General features: G+C 72.7%; 17 protein-coding genes. 5 read left to right on the forward strand and 12 right to left on the reverse strand.

The genetic code is table 11. The features are described from left to right. Window positions 1-806 (reverse strand): serine/threonine-protein kinase (locus IEZ12_RS38015; RefSeq protein WP_229847349.1); only part of this gene is annotated, 806 nt, incomplete at its 3' end. A 307-nt stretch (window positions 807-1,113) separates the two neighbouring features. Here IEZ12_RS38015 and IEZ12_RS08885 point away from each other — a divergent pair. Further along, a complete protein-coding gene (locus tag IEZ12_RS08885) occupies window positions 1,114-1,755 on the forward strand; it encodes a TetR family transcriptional regulator (RefSeq protein ID WP_100587127.1) in 642 nt (213 codons plus the stop codon). Window positions 1,756-1,960: 205 nt separating this feature from the next. Here IEZ12_RS08885 and IEZ12_RS08890 read toward each other — a convergent pair whose 3' ends face one another. The 6 genes from IEZ12_RS08890 to IEZ12_RS08915 all read right to left on the reverse strand — a co-directional run bounded on the left by IEZ12_RS08890 (window position 1,961) and on the right by IEZ12_RS08915 (window position 7,597). Beyond that, entirely contained in the window at window positions 1,961-2,905 is a 945-nt protein-coding gene (locus IEZ12_RS08890) for a beta-ketoacyl-ACP synthase III (protein WP_189271516.1), read from the reverse strand. A gap of 95 nt (window positions 2,906-3,000) precedes the next feature. Next, complete coding sequence (locus tag IEZ12_RS08895) at window positions 3,001-3,906, reverse strand: L,D-transpeptidase family protein (RefSeq protein WP_189271517.1); 906 nt, start codon at window positions 3,904-3,906, stop codon at window positions 3,001-3,003. A gap of 202 nt (window positions 3,907-4,108) precedes the next feature. Continuing rightward, the gene (gene mqnE, locus IEZ12_RS08900; protein WP_043914689.1) at window positions 4,109-5,272 is read right to left on the reverse strand and encodes an aminofutalosine synthase MqnE; all 1,164 of its coding nucleotides are present in this window, start codon (window positions 5,270-5,272) and stop codon (window positions 4,109-4,111) included. Window positions 5,273-5,323: 51 nt separating this feature from the next. After that, a complete protein-coding gene (locus tag IEZ12_RS08905; RefSeq protein WP_043914691.1) occupies window positions 5,324-6,289 on the reverse strand; it encodes a threonine ammonia-lyase in 966 nt (321 codons plus the stop codon). Between the two features lie 51 nt (window positions 6,290-6,340). After that, window positions 6,341-6,802, reverse strand: a complete 462-nt coding sequence (locus IEZ12_RS08910) for an Lrp/AsnC family transcriptional regulator (protein WP_030462120.1) — start codon at window positions 6,800-6,802, stop codon at window positions 6,341-6,343. Window positions 6,803-6,919: 117 nt separating this feature from the next. Then, on the reverse strand, window positions 6,920-7,597 hold the full coding sequence (locus tag IEZ12_RS08915) for a UbiX family flavin prenyltransferase (RefSeq protein WP_189271518.1): 678 nt from the start codon (window positions 7,595-7,597) through the stop codon (window positions 6,920-6,922). 92 nt (window positions 7,598-7,689) lie between these two features. Here IEZ12_RS08915 and IEZ12_RS08920 point away from each other — a divergent pair, with 92 nt between their 5' ends. After that, window positions 7,690-8,430: a cyclase family protein gene (locus IEZ12_RS08920; RefSeq protein WP_189271519.1), complete on the forward strand. Its 741-nt coding sequence runs from the start codon at window positions 7,690-7,692 to the stop codon at window positions 8,428-8,430. 74 nt (window positions 8,431-8,504) lie between these two features. Further along, the gene (locus tag IEZ12_RS08925) at window positions 8,505-9,215 is read left to right on the forward strand and encodes an MOSC domain-containing protein (protein ID WP_043914697.1); all 711 of its coding nucleotides are present in this window, start codon (window positions 8,505-8,507) and stop codon (window positions 9,213-9,215) included. 3 nt (window positions 9,216-9,218) lie between these two features. Here the strand turns inward: IEZ12_RS08925 and IEZ12_RS08930 are convergent, their stop codons facing one another. The 5 genes from IEZ12_RS08930 to IEZ12_RS08950 form a co-directional block, all read right to left on the reverse strand. Continuing rightward, window positions 9,219-9,596 (reverse strand): VOC family protein, encoded by a 378-nt coding sequence (locus IEZ12_RS08930; protein WP_100587330.1) that lies wholly within the window; start codon window positions 9,594-9,596, stop codon window positions 9,219-9,221. Between the two features lie 77 nt (window positions 9,597-9,673). Further along, window positions 9,674-12,388, reverse strand: coding sequence for an RNA repair domain-containing protein (locus tag IEZ12_RS08935; protein WP_189271520.1), 2,715 nt, complete (start codon window positions 12,386-12,388; stop codon window positions 9,674-9,676). 1 nt (window position 12,389) lies between these two features. Further along, window positions 12,390-14,093 (reverse strand): RNA ligase family protein, encoded by a 1,704-nt coding sequence (locus IEZ12_RS08940; protein WP_189271521.1) that lies wholly within the window; start codon window positions 14,091-14,093, stop codon window positions 12,390-12,392. Between the two features lie 109 nt (window positions 14,094-14,202). Then, window positions 14,203-15,105 (reverse strand): menaquinone biosynthesis prenyltransferase MqnP, encoded by a 903-nt coding sequence (mqnP, locus tag IEZ12_RS08945; RefSeq protein ID WP_189271522.1) that lies wholly within the window; start codon window positions 15,103-15,105, stop codon window positions 14,203-14,205. Beyond that, window positions 15,102-16,559 carry a menaquinone biosynthesis decarboxylase gene (locus IEZ12_RS08950; protein ID WP_043914710.1) on the reverse strand — a complete coding sequence of 486 codons (1,458 nt, stop codon included), beginning with the start codon at window positions 16,557-16,559 and terminating at the stop codon, window positions 15,102-15,104. Before IEZ12_RS08950 ends, mqnP begins: the two co-directional genes overlap by 4 nt. Before the next feature lie 74 nt (window positions 16,560-16,633). Between IEZ12_RS08950 and IEZ12_RS08955 the strand changes: the two genes are divergently transcribed. Both IEZ12_RS08955 and IEZ12_RS38020 read left to right on the forward strand, forming a co-directional pair. Next, on the forward strand, window positions 16,634-17,050 hold the full coding sequence (locus IEZ12_RS08955; RefSeq protein ID WP_189271523.1) for a PLD nuclease N-terminal domain-containing protein: 417 nt from the start codon (window positions 16,634-16,636) through the stop codon (window positions 17,048-17,050). A 350-nt stretch (window positions 17,051-17,400) separates the two neighbouring features. Then, on the forward strand, window positions 17,401-17,936 hold a 536-nt coding region (locus IEZ12_RS38020; RefSeq protein WP_308431020.1), incomplete at its 3' end, for a carboxyl transferase domain-containing protein.

Genomic DNA, 17,936 nt, shown 5'->3' on the forward strand with positions numbered 1-17,936 from the left:
AACAGGTGCGGGGCCAGCTCGGCCTGGATCTGGGCGGGCGTCGGCCGGTGCTCGGGCGCGGGCCGCATGCAGGCCCGCACCAGGTCGGTCAGCTCGGCGGGCAGCCCGGACAGGTCCGGCTGGTCGCGCAGCAGCTGGAACACCGTCTCGACCGGGTTGGTGCCCCGGTACGGCGGGTGCCCGGTGGCGCAGAACACCACCAGCGAGCCGAGCGAGAACACGTCGCTGGCGCCGGTGACGCTGCGGCTGTCGCGGGCCTGCTCGGGCGACATGTAGGCGGGGGTGCCGACCGCGACGTTGGTCATGGTGAGCCGGGTGCTCGACACGCCGGCGGCGATGCCGAAGTCGATCACCCGCGGGCCGTCCTCGACCACCAGCACGTTGGACGGCTTGAGGTCGCGGTGCACCAGCCCGGCGGCGTGGATGGACTGCAGCGCCTCGGCGATGCCGGCGGTCAGCCAGCGCACCGCGTCGGCGGGCAGCGGCCCGCAGTCGGTGACCAGGTCCTCCAGCGAGGGCGCGGGCACGTAGGCGGTGGCCAGCCAGGGCACCGCGGCGTCGGCGTCGGCGTCCACCACGGCGGCGGTGTAGAAGCCGCCGACCGTCTTCGCGGCGGCGATCTCGCGGGCGAAACGGACCCGGAACAGGTTGTCCTCGGCCAGCTCGCTGCGGACGGTCTTGATGGCCACCCGGCGGCCGGAGGCCGACCGGGCCAGGTACACCAGGCCCATGCCGCCCGCGCCGAGCCGGGCCAGCACCTCGAAGGGCCCGATCCGTCTCGGATCGTGCGCCGTCAGCGGGTCCACTCCGCAGCCACCTCCCCTTCCGCCAACGCCCCCCGGCGGTGGCGCGCCCCCGATTCTCCAATGCCCGCCGTCCTGGAGCCAATCTCCCCCGCCCGTGTCACCCGCCCCGGCGGGGCGGGTCACCGGGCGTGTCGGGGGGTCGCGGCCGTCGCCGAACCCGCCGGAGCTGACTTGTCGTCACGCTGTGGGGTCATCAGTGCACGGGGGGGCAACAACACACGCTGAAAAGTCGTTGATTCTCCCCACGAGCGGACTAATAGTCGCACTACCGAATCGCGCCAAGATCGTGCCACGGTAAGCTGACGGCATGACAGGACAAGTTCGCACCGTCGACGGTCGCGTCGCCGGGCGGCGCGGACAGGAGACGCGGCAGAAGCTGCTCGACTGCCTCCGCGAGATGCTCAGCACGTCGCCGTACCGGGACGTCAAGGTCATCGACGTCGCCCGTATGGCGGGTACCTCCCCCGCGACCTTCTACCAGTACTTCCCGGATGTCGAGGGCGCAGTCCTTGAGATCGCCGAGGAAATGGCCGAGGACAGCGGCGGGCTCAAAGAGCTCGTCGATGGAAAGTCCTGGGCGGGAAAGACCGGCTTCACCACTTCCGAAGAACTGGTGGACGGATTCCTCGCCTTCTGGCGCAAGAATGACGCCATTCTCCGAGTGATCACACTCGGTGCCGCGGAAGGGGACAAGCGGTTCTTCAAGATCCGCATGAAGGTCCTCAACTCGGTGGCGGCTCCGCTCGCCGAGGCGGTTCGCAACACCCAGGGCAAGACCGACAAGACGGTCGACGGGTCGGCGATCGCCGGCGCCCTGGTGACGTTGCTGGCCGCGTCCGCGGAGCACTCGAAGGCGTTCACCTCGTGGGGCGTGAAGGTCAAGGACCTCAAGCCCAGCCTGGCGCTCCAGGTGTACCTCGGAGTCACCGGAAAGAAGCCGCCGAAGTAACACTCAGCCCAGTCCGCTGACGCCCGAGCCCCGGTTTCCTGTCCGGGGTGCGTCGGACGCGGCCGTGTCCTCGGGGGAGGTTCGCCGACGTACCGCGGGGCGTCATCCGCACCGATACAACGAAACGCAGGGGCGGTCGGGAGATGGTCTCCCGGCCGCCCCTGCGCCGTGTGGTGTCGTGTCCTGTCGTGGGCCCGCTCCCGGGTCAGGGGCAGTGCACCACCTGGCCCGCGTAGGCCAGGCCGCCGCCGAAGCCGAACAGCAGCACCGGGTCGCCGCTGTGCAGCTCGCCGCGCTCGACCAGCTTGGACAGCGCCAGCGGGATGGAGGCGGCAGAGGTGTTGCCGGACTCGACCACGTCGCGGGCGACCACCGCGTCCTCGGCCAGGCCGAGCTTTCCGGCGATCGCGTCGATGATCCGCAGGTTGGCCTGGTGGGCGACGAAGCCGCGCAGCTCGGACGGGTCCAGGCCGGCCTTCTCGCAGGCCTTGCGGGCCAGCGGGGCGACCTGGGTGGTGGCCCAGCGGAAGACGGTCTGGCCCTGCTGGCTGATGATCGGCTGCCAGCCGCTGATCACCACCGCCTCGCCCTTCTCCGGCTCGGAGCCCCACACCACCGGGCCGATGCCGGCCCGGTCGTCGGGGACGGCCTCCAGGACGGCGGCGCCCGCGCCGTCCGCGAAGATCACGCAGGTGGTGCGGTCGGTCCAGTCCACGATGTCGGACATCCGCTCGGCGCCGATCACCAGCGCGCGGGTGGCGGCGCCGGCCCGGATCGCGTGGTCGGCGGTGGCCAGCGCGTACGAGAAGCCCGAGCAGACGGTGTTCAGGTCGTAGGCGGCGGGCGTGGGGATGCCGAGCCGGGCGGCGACCGCGGCGGCGGTGTTGGGGCTGCGTTCGACGGCGGTGCAGGTGGCGACGGCGATCAGGTCGATCTGGTCGGGGGTCACTCCCGCGCGGGCGAGGGCCTTCTGGGCGGCGCCGGCGGCGAGGTCGACCAGGGTCTCGTCCTCGGCGATGTGCCGGGTGCGGATGCCGACCCGGCTCCGGATCCACTGGTCGTCGGTGTCGACCATCGCCGAGAGATCGTCGTTGGTGAGGATCTTCGGCGGCTGGTAGTGGCCCAGCGCCACGATACGAGAGGCGGTCATACTGCCACTCAACCGGGTTACCGGCCAGTCGGGCGGTAACGCCCTGGCACAGGATCGGGTGCCGGATGCTGTAGGGGCCTCACAACCGGAACCCGTCACGCCGCCAGGGAATCGGCGTCGCCCATGGCGATCATCGGGTGCATGGCCGGGTCGAGGGTCTTGATCAGCTCGACCATGTGGTCCTCGGTCAGCGAGATGCAGCCGTGGGTGGGGCCGCCGTGGTCGAGGTGCAGCCAGATGCCGCCGCCCTTGGCCGCGCCGTCCGGGAAGCGACCGTCGAGCGGGGAGGAGCCGACCACCCGGTTGTAGTTGATCGCGACCACGTAGTCGAAGGAGCCGGCCAGCGGCTCGTTGTTGAAGCCGCGCCCGCCCATCACGAACTTGGCGTTCTCGTCGTACGGCAGCTTGGAGCCGGGGTCGGCCTTGCGGCCGCCGGCGTCGGTGAGCGAGAACAGGCCGATCGGGCTGCGCAGGTCGCCGGAGCGGTGGTCGGCGGTCCAGCCCTTGTAGGCGTTGTGGGCGGGCCAGCTCTGGCCCGCCTGCCAGCCGCCGTCGTCGCCGCGGGTCCACAGCGTGACGGTGTTGTCCGAGGAGTCCTTGCCCTTGCCGCTGGCGACCAGCACCTGACGGGTCTCGGCGGGGATCTTCGCCGTCCAGGAGGCGCCCAGCCCCGGGATGGCCGTGATCCTGTCGCGGGTGGAGCGGTCGGCGGCCGGGGCCCCGGTGTGGGCGTCGGCGGCCTTCATCGGGGCGACCTCGGGCTCACGGTCCGGGGCGGCGCTGGCGGTCTCGCCCTGGAAGTCCCGACCGGGGCCGACGGTGAACCAGCCGGCCGTCAGGGCCAGCAGGGTCGCGGTGCCGACGGTGAGCTTGGCGGCCCGGCGCGGCTTCGGCTTGCGGCGGCGGCTCGCGGCTCGGCCCTGGGTCTGCTCGGCCTCGCTCCGGGAGGCCGGCGCGGGGGCCGAGCGGCGGTGCGAGGCGGCGCGATGGGAACCGGACATGTCGTCGATCCTCCCAGACCCGGGGGACGCGGTGGAACCCGGGCTGTGTGATGGGCCTGTGAGCATACGCGCGTGGAAACGCATTCCCGGTGGTGAGGGGCATACCAGGTAGTGCAGAACCGTCCCGCGCGCCCCTTGCGGAACGACTGCGCCCGGTGGCCGGAAACCGGCCGCCGGGCGCAGTCGTACGTGCGGGCGGGAGTCAGAGGCGCATGGCCTGCGGGGTCTCCCGGCGCTGCAGGTCCGGGCCGTCGTACTCCCGGATGATCTCGTAGCGGGTGTTGCGCTCGACCGGGCGGAAGCCGGCGTCCCGGATCAGGCCGAGCAGGTCGTCGCGGCCCAGCTTGTTCGGGGTGCCGAAGTTGTCCGCGTCGTGGGTGATCTTGTACTCGACCACCGAGCCGTCCATGTCGTCCGCGCCGTGGCTGAGCGCCAGCTGCGCGGTGGTGACGCCGTGCATCACCCAGAACACCTTGACGTGCGGGACGTTGTCGAACAGCAGGCGGGACACCGCGAAGGTCTTCAGCGCCTCGGCGCCGGTGGCCATCTCGGTGCGGTCCATCAGGCGGTTGCGGACCTTGCCGTCCTTCGAGTCGTGGAAGTCGTGCTGGTAGCGCAGCGGGATGAAGACCTGGAAACCGCCGGTCTCGTCCTGCAGCTCACGCAGCCGCAGCACGTGGTCGACCCGGTGGCGGGGCTCCTCGATGTGGCCGTACAGCATGGTGGCCGGGGTCTTGAGGCCCTTCTCGTGTGCCAGGCGGTGGATCCGCGACCAGTCCTCCCAGTGGGTGTCGTGGTCGACGATGTGCTGGCGGACCTCCCAGTCGAAGATCTCCGCGCCGCCGCCGGTCAGCGACTCCAGGCCGGCCTCGATCAGCTCGTCCAGGATCTCGCTCGCCGTCAGGCCGCTGATCCGCTCGAACCAGTGGATCTCGGTCGCGGTGAACGCCTTCAGCGAGACGTTCGGCAGCGCGGCCTTCAGCTCCTTCAGCGAGCGCGGGTAGTAGCGCCACGGCAGGGTCGGGTGCAGGCCGTTGACGATGTGCAGCTCGGTGAGGGACTCCGACTCCATCGCCTTGGCGAGCCGGACGGCCTCCTCGATGCGCATCGTGTACGCGTCCTTCTCGCCCGGCTTGCGCTGGAACGAGCAGTACGCGCAGGAGGCGCTGCACACGTTGGTCATGTTGAGGTGGCGGTTGACGTTGAAGTGGACGACGTCGCCGTTCTTCTGCGTCCGCACGTGGTGGGCCAGGCCGCCCAGCCAGGCCAGGTCGTCGCTCTCGTAGAGCGCGATCCCGTCCTCGCGGGTCAGCCGCTCACCGGCGTAGACCTTCGCCTCCAGCTCGCGCTTGAGCCCTGCGTCCATGCGGCGCTCCGCCTCCTCGGTCCTTCGATTCGTTGCCAGTCGAGACTACGCCTAGGCCGCCAGCAGTTCGGCCAGCAGGGCGGGGTCCAGGTTCCCGCCGCTGACCACGGCTGCGAAGACGCGGCCGCCGAGCTCCTCGGCGCGGTGGAAGTACGCGGCCGGGGCGACCGCGCCGGACGGCTCGGCGACCAGCCGGCCGCGGCGGGCCAGCAGGGCGACGGTGTCCCTGATCTCCTGCTCGGAGACGGTGACGATGTCGTCCACGTACGCGGTGAGGTGCTCGAACGGGAGGACGCCCACCACCGGGGTGCGCAGGCCGTCCGCGACGGTGCGGTAGGTGTCGGCCATCGGCCAGGCGGTGCGGACGCCCTTGCGCAGGCTCTCCTGCGCGTCCGCCGCGAGCTCCGGCTCCACGCCTATCACCCGCACGCCCGGGCAGGTCAGCTTCAGCGCCGCGGCCGTGCCGGAGATCAGGCCGCCGCCGGAGACCGGCACCAGCACGGTGTCCAGGTCGTCCGGGGCGTCCTCGGCGATCTCCAGGCCGACCGTGCCCTGGCCCGCCACGATGTACGGGTCGTCGTACGGCGGCACCCACACGTAGCCGTGCGCGGCGACCAGCTCCGGCGGGAGCGTGTCGCGCTGCTCGGCCGGGACGACCAGCACCTCGGCGCCGAACGAACGGGTGTTCTCGATCTTCACCGCGGGCGAGGTGTCCGGCATCACGATGACCGCCTTGATGCCGAGCCGCTGCGCCGCGTACGCCACCGCCTGGGCGTGGTTGCCGCTGGACTGCGCCACCACGCCCCGGGAACGCTCCTCCGCGCTGAGCGCCGCCAGCCGGTTGAACGCGCCGCGGACCTTGAACGCCCCGGTCGGCTGGAGGCTCTCCGGCTTCAGCCACAGCCGGCGCCCGTCCGGCTGCTCCGCCCACGGGCAGGGCAGCAGCGGGGTGCGGACCGCCGTGCCGGCGATCCGACGTTGAGCGGCGCGCAGGTCTTCCAGGTCGACCAGGGACATCCGGGGCCATCCTCAGCAGTTGACGGTTCGTGGGACGACGACCCTATTGCGCTACTCGGCGAGGTGCAGCGGCAATTCGCTGACCCGGTTCTCCCACTTGGTGGAGAGCACCACCGTGGTCCGGGTGCGCGCCACGCCCTTGGTGCCGGACAGCCGCTTGACCACCGACTCCAGGCCCTCCACGTCCGGCACCCGGACCTTCAGCATGTACGAGTCGTCGCCCGCGATGAACCAGCAGTCCTCCACCTCCGGGAGGTCCTTCAGCCGGTGCGAGACGTCGTCGTGGTCGGCGGCGTCGGTCAGCTGAAGACCGATCAGCGCCGTCACCCCGTAGCCCAGGGTGGCCGGGTTGACCGTCGCCCGGTACCCGGTGATCACGCCCGCCTGCTCAAGACGGTTGATCCGGTCCGTGACGCTCGGCCCGGAGAGGCCCACCAGACGGCCCAGCTCGGCATACGAGGCACGGCCGTTCTCACGAAGTGCCTGGATGAGCTGCCTGTCCACAGAGTCCATTGCCTGCCGCGTCCTTCCGAACCTTTCCAGAACCAAGATCATTTTCTGGAATCCAAGGCGCCGAGCGCCGATCGACCGGGGTATCCCAGAGAACATACTCTCCCCTGGCGAGGCCGCTCACTCGCCCCGGCGCGACCGGGTTTCCGGGGTGCTTCCGGGAGTGCTCCCCGCCTCGCCGAGGCTGCCCGACCAGCGCCGGTACAACCGGTGCGACACCCCCACCGCGTCCAGCACCCGGCCCGCCACGAAATCCACCAGCTCCTGGGCCGTCGAGCCCCCCGCGTAGAACCCCGGCGAGGCCGGCAGCACCACCGCACCCTGCGCGTCCAGGGCCACCAGGTGCTGCAGGGTGACGCCGGTGAGCGGCGTCTCGCGCAGGCACAGCACCAGCGGGCGGCGCTCCTTGAGCGTCACCGAGGCGGTGCGCTGGAGCAGGTCCTTGGACAGCCCCAGCGCGATGCCGGCCGCGGCGCCGGTGGTGGCCGGGACGACCAGCATCCCCTTCGCCGGGTACGAGCCGGAGGACGGGCCCGCCGCGAAATCCCCTGCGGGCCAGTACCGGACGTCGTCCAGCTCCTTCTCCTCCCGGCCCAGCCACTGCGCGAGATCGGCCTTCCAGTGCGCGTCCCGGAACGAGATGCCGGTCTCGTCCAGGATGGTCAGCCGGGCGGCCCGACTCACCACCAGATCGACGGACTCGTCGGCGTCCAGCAGCGCGCGGATCACGGACGCGGCGTAGGGGGTGCCGCTGGCGCCGGAGACGCCGACGACCCAGGGGCGACGGGGGGTGCTCATGGGGACATTGTCGTGTGTTGCGTTCCCCTTCGCGCAGTTCCCCGCGCCCCTGTCTTCGCACCCGCCCGCCTCTCAAGACCAGAATGGTCTGCATGGCTGTGGAGTTGGTGGATCTGACGCATCCGGTGGTGTCCGGGATGCCGGTGTATCCCGGGGATCCCGGGGTGGAGTTGCGGGCGGCGTTGACGGCCGAGGTGGAGGGGGTGAATGTGCTGGCGGTGCACCTGGGGTCGCAGACGGGGACGCATGTGGACGCGCCGTACCACCTGGACGTGCGGTGGCCGACGTTGGACGGGCTGCCGTTGGAGCTGTTCACCGGGCCCGCGGTGGTGGTGGATCTGCGGGAGCTGCCGGCGCGCGGGGAGGTGACGGCGGGGCATCTGGCGGAGGCGCTCGCGGTGTCGGGGCCGGGGACGGTGCTGCTGCTGGCGACGGGGTGGCCCAAGTACTGGGGGACGGACCGGTACTTCGCGCATCCGTACCTGTCGGAGGAGGCCGCGGCAGCCATCGTCGCGGCGGGCGTGCGCACCGTCGGGGTGGACGCGCTGTCGGTGGATCCGACGCCCGATCCGGGGCCGTCCGATCCCGAAGTGGCCAGCCTGTTGGCGGAGTTGGCGGACGAGCACGATCCGGCGCCGGAGTTGCCGACGTTGGCGGCGCACCGGGTGCTGCTGGGGCCGGAGGGCGGTGGGGTGATCGCGGAGAACCTGACGGACCTGTCGCCGCTGCTGGAGGCGCAGGCGGCCGGGGTGCCGGTGGAGGTGTCGCTGTTCCCGCTGCGGTTGACGGCGGCGGACGGGGCGCCGGTGCGGGCGGTGGCGCGAATCGGCTGACGGGCGGCCAACGGGCCGCCCCCGCCCGCGACTTGGTCTAGACCATCGAGGCGGGGCCCCGATAGGCTCCCGCCATGCCTCAGATCGTCGGTGTGGTCGAGCGCTTGTGGCGCTACCCCGTGAAGTCCACGGGCGGCGAGTTGCTCGACTCCGTCGAGGTGGACGACCGCGGCCTGGTCGGCGACCGGCTGTACGCGGTGCGTGACGGCGCCGGGAGGTTCGGGTCGGGGAAGAACACCCGCCGGTTCCGGCGGATGGACGGCCTGTTGCGGCTCAGCTCCCGGCTCGGCAGCAGGATCGACGGCCCGGAGCTGTTCGACCCGCTGGGGATGCCGGTGCCGGACCCGGACGCCTTCCTGCGCGCGTACCTGGAGCAGGAGGACGTCGGGCTGGCCCGCGAGGACGCGGTGTCGCACTTCGACGAGCTGCCGGTGAGCGTGCTGACCACCGCCACGCTGGACTGGATCGCCGCGGCGGTGCCGTCCGCGGTGGTGGACGAGCGCCGGTTCCGGCCGAACGTGCTGCTGCGGACCCCGCCCGGGACTCCCCCGTTCACCGAGGACGCCTGGTACGGCCGGGAGGGCCGGGTGAAGGGCGGGGTCCGGCTGGCGTTCGTCCGGGCCAGTGTGCGGTGCGTGATGGTCGGGGCGGCGCAGCCCGGGCTGCCGCACGCGCCGGAGATCCTGAAGACCGTCGCGCACGAGCGGGACTGCGAGCTCGGTGCGCTGGCGTCCGTCTCCCGGCCCGGCCGGCTGCGGGTCGGGGACGTGCTGACGCTGGCCTGAGCGTCAGGCGGCGCGGCGCGGGATCAGGCAGAACGGGTGCCCGGCCGGGTCGACGAACACCGTCCAGCCGGCCTCGCGGTCCTTGACCTCGGCGCCGAGTTCGACCACCCGCTGCTCGACGGCGGAGATGTCCTCGACCTCGATGTCCAGGTGGAGCTGCTGCGGGTGGGCCGGGTCGGGCCAGATCGGCGGGCGGTAGTCCTCGACGCGCTGGAAGCCGAGCACCTGGCCGCCGGGCAGGTGGACGGTGGACCACTCCTCGTCCAGCGACCAGCGCGGGTCGGGCCGGTCGACCTCGCCGCCGAGCAGGGCGGCGTAGAAGTGGGCCAGGCCCGCCGGGTAGTGGCAGTCCAGCACTACGCACTGCAGTGTGCCGATCATCGTGGTCCCCGTTCGAATCTGGTCGAGTCCCTTGTTCCAGCATGGCGCATCGGGGTGCCCGGCGGCGGGCCGCGGGATCACCCGGCCGGGTCGAGTTCGCCGCCCGGCAGGCGGGTGGCGGTGACGCCCGGCAGGCCGGGCAGCCAGGCGGCGGTGATCCGGTCGAGGGTCTCGCGGTCGGGCGGCTGCGGGCCCAGGCCGACGGCGAGGCGGTGGCCCGGCAGCAGGTGCGGCCAGGCGTGCACGCCGGGGGTGGGTTCGAGGGCGGTGAGCAGGGCGCGCAGGCGGCCCTTGACCGGTCCGAGCCGTTCGGGGTCGGCGGTCAGCACCAGCCAGGCGGCGTGGCGGCGGTGCAGCGGCGGCGGGACGAGCAGCTCGGGGTGGTCGGGGCCGAGCTCCCAGGCACGGTAGAGCTCCTCGGCGAGCAGGTCGCGGGCGCCGGCGCCGACCTGGGCAGTGCAGCTGCGGACCGGGGCGGTCGGGGTCAGCACCGTCACCGGGTCGGGGTGCGGGGCGGCCGGCCCGCCGAGCAGGGTGACGGGTTGCCGCCAGTCCCAGGCGGCCCAGGTCCCGGTGAAGCGGCGGAACAGTTCGGCCGGTTCGTCCGAGGCGGTCTCCCGGACGGTCCGTGCGGCGAGCACCGTCCAGGCCAGGGACGGGAGTTGGCCGAACGGCGCGCCGTCCAGGCCGCGCGCCCGGGTCCAGGCCTTGACCCGGCGGGCCAGCGCGGCGAACGCCCGGTGGCGGTCGCCGACCGCGGCGAGCACCGCCTCGGCGTCGGTGACGGCGCTGCACGCGACCGCGAAGTCCTCGGCCGATCCGTCGGCCGGGGCCAGCACCAGGTCGACGGCCAGCCCGCCGACGTCCAGCCGGATCCCCGGCACCCGCGCGCCGCGCACCTCGCGGACGTTCCGGGCGTCCGGCAGTGCGGCGGCCAACTCGGCGGCCAGCAGGGCGGGTTCGACGGCGCCGGGCAGCACGGCGACCAGGTCCAGGTCGGCACCGGGCAGTGCGCAGCCGAGCCGGCGGGAGCCCACCGGGTGGACCTCGCCGGGCAGCACGGCCGCGATCCGTTCCGTCAACTCCCCGATGGATGTCGGCGGTTCGACCGGCGCGGCGGCCAACGGCTCGGGAACGGGCCGGAGTTCGCCGGTGCCGAGGGCGACGGTGGCGCGCGGGAGCATCGGGCCGTCGCCGCGCCGGGACAGCACGACCAGTTCGCCGACGGGGGCGGTCATCGGGTCGAGCGCGGCGGTGCAGTCGGCGACGGCCCGGCGGGGATCGTCGGACCGGCCGAGCGTCAGGTGCGGGTGGTACCCGTCGGCGTGGGCGCGGCACTGCGGGAAGCGGCGCTCCAGGGCGTCCCGCAGTGCGGCCCACGGGGCGGGGCCGTCGGCGGCCGGGTCGAGCCAGAGGGTGTGGCCGGTCCGCCGGGCGAACGTCCGCACGCCCGCCAACGTGGCCGTGAACGGCGGGACTTCGGCGGCGGCCTCGGCCAGCAGCGGCAGCGCGGCGTCCCATTCGTACTCGGCGACGAAGCCGTACAGCAGGTTGACGTGCGGCGGCCAGCGGTCGAGCTGCGGGTCGTGCTCCGCGCGCAGGCGCTGGATCGGGGGCCGCAGCTGCTCGGGCGGCAGCCAGGCGACGGCCGTGCGGGCGGTGGGCGGGGCGTCGAGCCGGCCCTCGGCGGGAGCGGGGGTGAAGTCCAGGTCGACCGCGAGCCCGTAGTGGTCGGAGGCGAACAGGCCCTCCCGGTCGGGGAGTCGGCCGAGCAGGCGGGCGGCTTCGACGCGGGCCCGGCCGGGACGGAGCAGAACCCGGTCGAGGCGGCCGGCCCGGCCGGTGAGGGAGGAGACGGCGGCGAGCGGGTTGGCGACCGGGTCGAAGGTCGGGGTGCCGTCCTCGGGGCCGTGCACCTCGGTCCAGGTGTCGTTCAGGTCGAGGGCGGCGACGGGCGTCGAGCTGCTGTCGTTGAAGTCGCCGAGCACCAGCAGGTCGCCCTCGACGGCGGCGAACCCCTCGGCGAGCAGCGCGAGTTCGGCGCTCCGGCGGACGGCGCCGTCGGGCGAGTGGTCGCTGCTGAGATGGACGGCGGCGACGGTGAGCGGCCCGTCCCCGGTGGGCACGGTGATCGCGGTGACGGCCTTGTGCGGGCCGAGGGCGTGCCGGCCGGCCTCCAGTACGGGCAGTCGGCTGAGCAGCAACAGCCCGTGGTCGTCGATCTCCCGGCCGAACGGGTCCGCGCCCAGGGTGTAGCCGCGCCGGACCCACTCCTGCGCCAACAGGAGCTTCACCAGCGCCGGTTCGACCTCCTGCAGGGCGATCAGGTCGGCGTCGGCGGCTTCCAGCTCGGCGAGCAGCAGCGGACGGCGGCGGGCGGTGTGAATCAGCTCCGGGTCGTAGCGGTCCCACAGGGTGTTCCAGGTGACCACCCGCAGCTGCCCGACGGGAACGCCCGGTCGGCCCTCCGCGGGCCGCCAGCCGCGCTCCGGGTGCCAGGCGTGCGGGGTGCTCGGGGTGAAGAACGGCGCGGGCAGCACGCGCGGGGCGGTGCGCCGCCCCGCGGTGGTGGTGTCGAGCAGGTCGACGCCGGTGTCGCGGTCCCACACCACCCGGCCGTCGGCCTCGACGTGCCGCACCCGGTGCCAGGGCACGTCCCCGGCGGCGGTGAACGTCTCCAGCGGGACCAGCTTGGTGCGGTCGTCGCGCTGCCGGACGCCCAGCGTGAACCGGGCCGGGTCGAACCGGTCGTCCCAGCGGATGCGTTGGCAGATCTGCTCGATGGGACGCATGTCAGTCCTCCTCGCCGTCCAGGGCGCCCGCCGTGTCCTCCACCGCGCCGCCCGCGCCCACGTACCAGGTGCGGTGCGCCTGCCCCGGGTACGGCGGGCTCCAGCGGTGCAGCTGCGCCGTCAGCACCTCGGCCGGGACGGGGTGCGCCCGGACCGCGTTGCGGCGGGCCAGTTCGGCCTCGTCGACCACCAGCACCACCTGGGTCAGCAGCGCGTCCCGACGCCGGGCGATCGCCTGCACGTGGGAACGCTGATGGCGGTTCAGCGAGGTGGCGTCCCACACGGCGGCGCCGCCCTCGCCGAGGGCCGCCTCCAGCGCGGTCAGCCCCTCGCGCAGCACCTCGCCGTTGTCGCGCTGGTCGCTGCGCGAGCCGCGGGCCGTCCGCAGGTCGTCCAGCGCGATCCGGGTACCGGGCAGGGTCGCCGCGAACGTCGACTTGCCGCTGCCCGCCGGGCCGCACAGGTGCACCAGCCGCGGGAACCGGCCGTCCCGCCACGCCCAGGTCGCCGCGACCGCCTCCTCCGCGGTGGCGATCCGGCCCGCCGCGAACGCCTCCCGGGCCTGCGCCCAGCACCTGTCCCGGACGTCCGGACCGAAACCCTCCAGCGCCTCGCTCAACCCGGCCCGCAGACCCGCCAGCGGATCGGGCCCCAGCAGCCCCGCGTCCTCCGCGTGCAGCGCCGACCAGGCGACCTGCTCGCGCTCCTCCGCCGTCCCCGCGACGGTCGCGGCAACGGCGTGCAGCACCCCCAGATCGGCGGCCGCCGTCAACCGGACCAGGCCCGCACGACGGTCCTCGTCCGGGTACGGCCGGCCGAGCTGCGGGTGCAGCCCGACCAGGTCGGCCACCCGGCGGGCCTGCGGCAGGCCCAGCGTCGGCGCGAGCCGCGGCAGCACGTCCTCGCGGCGGGCGGTCGACAGGGCGGCGGCGAGGATGCCGTTCAGCCGGGCGTCGCCGGTGCGGCCGAGTTCGTCCAGGCGGGCGGACACCTCGTCCAGCGGCGGGAGTTCGGGCAGGCGCAGGGCCTCCGCGAGCGCGGCGCGATCCGGCGTGCCGCCCGAACGGACGTGCCAGAGCGGGGCGTTCGGGCCGAGACCGTTCTCGACCACGGCCGCGTGCATCCAGTGGGTGCTGGTCCGGACGTGCTGCGGGCGGACCCACTTGGCCACCCGGCTGCCGAACTCCGCCCTCGGGAAGCCCTCGACCGTACGGACGACGTAGCCCTCCTGACGGTCCAGGTCGAGCTTCAACGCCCGGATCGCGCGCTCGTCGTACCGGCCTCGCCACAGCACGCGGGGCGTCGGGACACCGAGACGGCGCAGGAAACGGACGGTGGCGTCCCAGTCGAGGCAGTGGTCGTCGGCGGTCCACACCGAGAAGCCGTAGAACCAGCTGTCGAGCTCGCCGTACGGGAGCGAATGGCGGGCGAACAGGTTCTCGCCGCAGATCCGCCAGCCCGGCGGGATGCGGGGGCCGAGACGGCCCTGCAACGCTTTCACCCAGGTCCGGGAGGGGTGGTGCGCGGAATCCAGCGAACGGGCGTGCAGGCCGTCCGCGTACAGGGTGGTGTTCTCGCCGTCGAGCTTCTCGGTGAGAACGACCTCGCGGTGGGCGAGACCGGAGAGATCACCGCTGCGGACGTCGTCCGCCGTCGCACCGGGCGACCACGGGAGGTGCGGCGTCCGGGGGTAGTGCACGCGCATACGGCCAGCCTAGGGACGGGACCTCGGACCGGGCCAACGGTTTTGCGGAGGCGGGATACGAAACCCCAGGAGCGCTGGGGGTACCCCCAGCGCCCCCGGTGGTACGCCCCTACGCCACAAGCCCTCGCGCGATCAGGTCGATCAGCGCGAACGCGAACAGCGAGATGCCCACGAAGCCGTTGGTGGAGAAGAAGGCCCGGTTGAGGCGCGAAAGGTCGTGCGGCTTGACGATGGTGTGCTCGTAGACGAAGGCGCCGGCGACCACGGCGAGGCCGCACCAGAAGAAGGCGCCGGCGTGGGTGAGGACGGCGTACCAGACGAGGAGGGCGGTGGTGAGGGCGTGGCAGACGCGGGCGCCGTAGATCGCGGCGGGGATGCCGAACCTCGCGGGGACGGAGCGGACGCCCATGCCTCGGTCGGCCGCGACGTCCTGGCAGGCGTAGATCAGGTCGAAGCCGCCGATCCAGATACCGACGGCGAGGCCGAGGACGGCCGCGTCCCAGGACCAGGTGCCGGTGACGGCCAGCCAGGCGCCGACGGGGCCGATCGCCTGGGCGAGGCCGAGGATGGCCTGCGGGAAGTCGGTGAAGCGCTTGCCGTAGGGGTAGACCACCATCGGGATCACGGCGACCGGGGCCAGCACCAGGCAGAGGGTGTTGAGCAGGGCGGCGGAGCCGAGGAAGACCACCAGGGCGACGGCGGAGCCGATGTACGCGGTGCGCAGCGAGACCGCGCCGGTGACGAGTTCGCGGCCCGCGGTGCGCGGGTTCCGGGCGTCGATCTCGCGGTCGATGATCCGGTTGGCGGCCATCGCGAAGGTGCGGAGGCCGACCATGCAGACGGTGACCAGCAGCAGTTCGCCCCAGTGCACGGACTTGTCGGCGAGGAACATCGCGGTGAGGGCGGCGATGTAGGCGAACGGCAGGGCGAAGATCGAGTGCTCGATCATCACCAGGCGCAGGAAGGCCCGGGTCCTGCTCCTCGGGGCTTCGAGAGCGGTGGCGGCGGTCACAGCCCGTACTCCTTCCAGCGGCGGGTGACCCGGGCGGCGGTCTCCGGGTCGGAGGCGACCATCTCGGGCCAGCCGCCGTCGCGGGTGTAGCCCTCCTCGGGGAGCTTGCGGGTGGCGTCGATGCCGGCCTTGCCGCCCCAGAACTGCTGGTAGGAGGCGTGGTCGAGGTGGTCGACGGGGCCTTCGACGACGGACAGGTCGCGGCTGTAGTCGACGTTGCCGAGGGCCCGCCAGGCGACTTCCTGGTAGTCGTGGACGTCGCAGTCGGCGTCCACCACGATGATCAGCTTGGTCAGCGACATCATGTGGGCGCCCCAGATGGCGTGCATGACCTTCTGCGCGTGCTTGGGGTACTTCTTGTCGATCGAGACGATCACGCAGTTGTGGAAGCCGCCGGCCTCGGGCAGGTCGTAGTCGACGATGTCCGGGATGATCACCTTGAGCAGCGGCAGGAAGAAGCGCTCGGTGAACTTGCCGAGCGGCCCGTCCTCGGTGGGCGGGCGGCCGACCACGATGGACTGCAGGATCGGGCGGCGGCGCATGGTGACGCAGTCGATGGTGAGCGCGGGGAACGGCTCCTGCGGCGTGTAGAAGCCGGTGTGGTCGCCGAACGGGCCCTCGGGGAGCATCTCGCCGGGCTCCAGCCAGCCTTCGAGGACGACCTCGGCGTCCGCCGGGACCTGCAGCGGGACAGTTTTGCAGTCGACCATCCGGACCCGCTCGCCGGCCACGAAGCCGGCGAACAGGTACTCGTCGATGTCGCCGGGCAGCGGGGCGGTGGCGGCGTAGGTGACGGCGGGCGGGCAGCCGAAGGCGATCGCGACGGGGAGCTTCTCGCCGCGCTTGGCGGCGACCGCGGCGTGGTTGCGGCTGTCCTTGTGGATCTGCCAGTGCATGCCGATGGTGCGCTTGTCGTGCCGCTGCAGCCGGTACAGGCCGAGGTTGCGGATGCCCGAGTCGGGGTCCTTGGTGTGGGTCAGGCCGAGGTTGAAGAAGGAGCCGCCGTCCAGCGGCCAGGTGAACAGGGCGGGCAGCTGCTCCAGGTCGACGTCCTCGCCGGTGAGCACCACCTCGTGCACGGGCGCGTCGCCGGACTTCACGTTCTTCGGCGGGACGTGCGCCATCGTGGCGAGCTTGCCGAAGGCCTCGCGGAAGCCGGTGAAGCCGTGCGGCAGCTCGGGCTTGAGCAGGCCGCCGATCTTCTCGGCGATGTCGTCGGGGGACTTCAGGCCGAGGGCCTTGGAGAGCCGGCGCTCGGTGCCGAAGACGTTCATGGCCAGCGGCATCGCCGAGCCCTTGACGTTCTCGAAGAGCAGCGCGGGGCCCTTGGCCTTCTGCACCCGGTCGACGATCTCACCGACCTCCAAGTGGGGGTCGACCTCCACCTTGATCCGCTTCAGGTCACCGTCGCGTTCCAGGGCCCGGAGGAAGGAACGGAGATCGTCGTATGCCATACCTGTCAGTATCCGGTACGGGCTAACCTGGGCCCGCCAAGGGTCCTGTTCGAACATAGTTCGGAGTTCTGCGCGTGCTTCTGCGAGTCGTCCCCACGGTGGCACTGCTGGCCCTGTGGGTGTGGGCGTTCATCGACTGCCTGACCACCCCGGAGGACGAGATCCGCCACCTGCCGAAGGTGGTGTGGGTGATCATCGTGCTGCTGTTCCCGCTGGTCGGGTCGATCGCCTGGCTGGTGGCGGGAAAGGACCGGGCCCGTTCGCGCGGCCGGCGGGCGGCGTGGCCGTCCGGCCCGACCGCCGGGTTCCCGGAGGGCGAGCGGCCGCGGCCGCTCGCGCCGGACGACGACCCGGAGTTCCTGGCCTCGCTGAAGCGCGGCAACCAGCAGCACGAGGACATGCTCAAGCAGTGGGAGGCGGACCTGCGCCGCCGCGAGGAGGAGCTGCGGCGGGGCGGCGAGCGCCCCGAGGACGACGTTCCCAAGGGCTGATCCCGCCTTTTGGCGGATCCCTACGACCCGAGCGTTCCCCGGTTCCGTTCCGGTCGGCCGCCGGCCTTCGCGCGCCCCTTCCGGAGGGCCGCGTTCCGGCGGCCTCCGCATGCCCACCATCTTGCCGCTGACCTGCCAATTCACTGGTCCTGGCGATCCCGCCGGGGGTGCCCCCGGGCACCCCTCGGGGGTGACCCGGCAGTAGGCCCGTGCGCCCCCTTCTGTGCGCCCTCTACAGCGATCGGCTTCCGACCTTGTACGGAATCGACGCCGAAACGCGGGCGCAGTGGCTCGTACTGTCGTAACAGAAGAGGTGTTCGCTGGCCCACGTGACCCTGGAGAGGTTCGAGATGACGGTCCTGCACGATGCGCCGGTCGGCGGCGAGGCTCCGGCCGATGCCCGTAGCCGGGTCGCCGAACTTCACGAGCTGCGCGAGCAGGTCCGCCGGGGTCCGAGCGAGAAGGCCACCGAGGCCCAGCACGCCAAGGGCAAGCTGACCGCCCGTGAGCGGATCGAGCTGCTGCTGGACGAGGGCTCCTTCCACGAGGTCGAGCCGCTGCGCCGGCACCGCGCCCAGGGCTTCGGCCTGGAGGCGAAGAAGCCGCACACCGACGGCGTGGTCGTCGGCTGGGGCACCGTGCACGGCCGGACGGTCTTCACCTACGCGCACGACTTCCGGATCTTCGGCGGCGCGCTGGGCGAGGCCCACGCGCAGAAGATCCACAAGATCATGGACATGGCCATCGCGGCCGGCGCGCCGCTGGTGTCGCTGAACGACGGCGCGGGCGCCCGCATCCAGGAGGGCGTCACCGCGCTGGCCGGCTACGGCGGCATCTTCCAGCGCAACACCCGGGCCTCGGGCGTGATCCCGCAGATCTCGGTGAT

The sequence above is a fragment of the Kitasatospora griseola genome (assembly GCF_014648555.1).
GTDB classification, from domain to species: Bacteria; Actinomycetota; Actinomycetes; order Streptomycetales; family Streptomycetaceae; genus Kitasatospora; species Kitasatospora griseola.

Bases quoted from the DNA above. Each gene is read 5' to 3' on its own strand.
- IEZ12_RS08885 (WP_100587127.1), top strand. From the start codon at position 1,114: ATGACAGGACAAGTTCGCACCGTCGACGGTCGCGTCGCCGGGCGGCGC.
- IEZ12_RS08890 (WP_189271516.1), bottom strand. From the start codon at position 2,905: ATGACCGCCTCTCGTATCGTGGCGCTGGGCCACTACCAGCCGCCGAAG.
- IEZ12_RS08895 (WP_189271517.1), bottom strand. From the start codon at position 3,906: ATGTCCGGTTCCCATCGCGCCGCCTCGCACCGCCGCTCGGCCCCCGCG.
- mqnE (WP_043914689.1), bottom strand. From the start codon at position 5,272: ATGGACGCAGGGCTCAAGCGCGAGCTGGAGGCGAAGGTCTACGCCGGT.
- IEZ12_RS08905 (WP_043914691.1), bottom strand. From the start codon at position 6,289: ATGTCCCTGGTCGACCTGGAAGACCTGCGCGCCGCTCAACGTCGGATC.
- IEZ12_RS08910 (WP_030462120.1), bottom strand. From the start codon at position 6,802: ATGGACTCTGTGGACAGGCAGCTCATCCAGGCACTTCGTGAGAACGGC.
- IEZ12_RS08915 (WP_189271518.1), bottom strand. From the start codon at position 7,597: ATGAGCACCCCCCGTCGCCCCTGGGTCGTCGGCGTCTCCGGCGCCAGC.
- IEZ12_RS08920 (WP_189271519.1), top strand. From the start codon at position 7,690: ATGGCTGTGGAGTTGGTGGATCTGACGCATCCGGTGGTGTCCGGGATG.
- IEZ12_RS08925 (WP_043914697.1), top strand. From the start codon at position 8,505: ATGCCTCAGATCGTCGGTGTGGTCGAGCGCTTGTGGCGCTACCCCGTG.
- IEZ12_RS08930 (WP_100587330.1), bottom strand. From the start codon at position 9,596: ATGATCGGCACACTGCAGTGCGTAGTGCTGGACTGCCACTACCCGGCG.
- IEZ12_RS08935 (WP_189271520.1), bottom strand. From the start codon at position 12,388: ATGCGTCCCATCGAGCAGATCTGCCAACGCATCCGCTGGGACGACCGG.
- IEZ12_RS08940 (WP_189271521.1), bottom strand. From the start codon at position 14,093: ATGCGCGTGCACTACCCCCGGACGCCGCACCTCCCGTGGTCGCCCGGT.
- IEZ12_RS08950 (WP_043914710.1), bottom strand. From the start codon at position 16,559: ATGGCATACGACGATCTCCGTTCCTTCCTCCGGGCCCTGGAACGCGAC.